Below are 1,889 nucleotides of genomic sequence, written 5' to 3'. Positions count from 1 at the left end.
CAATCGAGTAGGAGGAGGTGATTAACCTCCGTCCTCTCACACCACCGTACGTACGGTTCCGTATACGGCGGTTCAATCAAGATAAGTGACGCAAGAATTCGTAACGCTCTTGTAGACTTTTGAGCCCTTGGTCATTCCAGTAGGAGTTTCCAAGGGTTTTGTGTAAGATGGGGCTATTTGAAATACGCCAGTATCCTTTCCGACTATTCCCCCATTCATAGGCTTTCCACGAAGGAACTCCCAATTTGATCAAGTTTCGCACCCTCGTTTTTGGTGTTTTCCAATTCTTCCACAAGCACATGCGAAGTCTTCGACGAATCCATCCGTCTAGTTTCCGAAAGATTGATTTCGTATCCGCCAGCGCAAAGTATCCACACCATCCTACTACATACTGATTCAGTTTCTGAATCCGATATTCCATGGGATATGGCATTCTCCTAGAAGTGATTTCTCGTACTTTCTTTTTCATTCGTTTCAGGCTTTCTTTCGCGATTCGAACGTTTGGTTCCTTTGCGTCGGTGAAGCTAAATCCAAGGAATTTTCGTTTCCATGGACGGTCTACTGCCGACTTTTTCTCATTCACTTTCAAGCGGAGTTTGCGTTCAATGAATCGTCGAACGCTTGCCATTGTTCGTTCTCCTGCTCTTTTTGATTTTACGTAAATGTTACAGTCATCTGCGTAACGAACGAATTTATGTCCTCTCTTTTCTAATTCTTTATCCAACTCGTCAAGAACGATGTTTGAAAGGAGCGGACTTAATGGACCACCTTGTGGTGTCCCTTTTTCTGTACTTGAAACCACTCCATGAATCATGACACCCGACTGCAGGTATTTGCGGATTAATTTCAATAACGGTTTATCGTGGATTCTTTTCGCCAATGTGCTCATGAGTCTGTCGTGGTTGACCTGATCAAAGAACTTTTCTAAATCAATGTCTACAACCCATCGGTATCCCTCTTTGATATATCCTTGTGCTTTCCTCACTGCATCATGGGCGCTTCGATTTGGGCGAAAGCCATAGCTATGTTCAGAAAACATGGGGTCATATATCTTCGACAATACTTGGGCAATTGCCTGTTGAATCAAACGGTCTGTCACGGTTGGGATACCTAGTAACCGAACACCGCCATCAGGTTTCGGGATTTCGACTCTTCGGACAGGCATCGGTTCATAGGTACCTTTGAGAATCGCCTCTTTGATGGACTGCCAGTTTTCGACGATATGCGTTCGTAGGTTTTGTACGGGCATCTGATCTACTCCATGACTTCCCTTATTTTGTTCTACTCGTTTCAATGCGAGAAGCATATTCTCCCGTGACAGGATTTGATTCAAAATCATCGTTCTTCTTCCTTCCGTAAATAGCTGATCTTCTTATGCCAGTCGTCACTCCACCCTCCAACAGATCCCCCACGGAATTCACCGTTTCCTTTCTCTTGGGAGGTACCATGTTTTCTGTGTTCATCATGACGAACTGAATGCCAAGGGCTATTTTCTCTTGATTGTTCAGTCCTTCCGAATCGTTCTAGACCGATTCGTACTATGACCTCTGCTGACTTCTGATGGTTCAGCTACCTATCACTAAGTAGGTTATGAAGCGTACTTCACGTATCCATCAGACCTCCTCGGGTAAGAGTGCAATCTTTCCTTCCATCTATCTGCTTCATTTACTCTGTATCACCTTCGGCAGAAAGGACTTTGTTTTGTCATGCAAACTCATCCAATGATACCTAGCCTTGTATGAAGTTCGTGTTCCTCAGACCGGAAGTTTGCCGCTCGCTTCCTTCAGATTCCGCGTCACCACGGACACCCTTGCGTTAAGCTAACTGCTACTTCTGCCTTCGCAGTTCGGGACTTTCACCCTAGAGATTGCACCCATGCCGAGCGCACA

At 45.1% G+C, this 1,889-nt stretch carries 1 protein-coding gene; it reads right to left on the bottom strand.

The window, feature by feature from the left end; translation table 11 throughout:
• Window positions 1-76 precede the first annotated feature (76 nt).
• Entirely contained in the window at window positions 77-1,339 is a 1,263-nt protein-coding gene (gene ltrA / locus EKC99_RS15230) for a group II intron reverse transcriptase/maturase (protein ID WP_163152648.1), read from the bottom strand.
• Window positions 1,340-1,889: the final 550 nt, after the last annotated feature.

This window comes from Anoxybacillus sp. MB8, from assembly GCF_011006755.1.
GTDB lineage: Bacteria > Bacillota > Bacilli > Bacillales > Anoxybacillaceae > Anoxybacillus > Anoxybacillus gonensis.
Note: the sequence above shows the minus strand (reverse complement) of the source record. Positions and strands in the feature narration are given on the sequence as shown.

Coding starts and splice junctions, on each gene's coding strand:
- ltrA (WP_163152648.1), bottom strand. CDS start 1,339: ATGATTTTGAATCAAATCCTGTCACGGGAGAATATGCTTCTCGCATTG.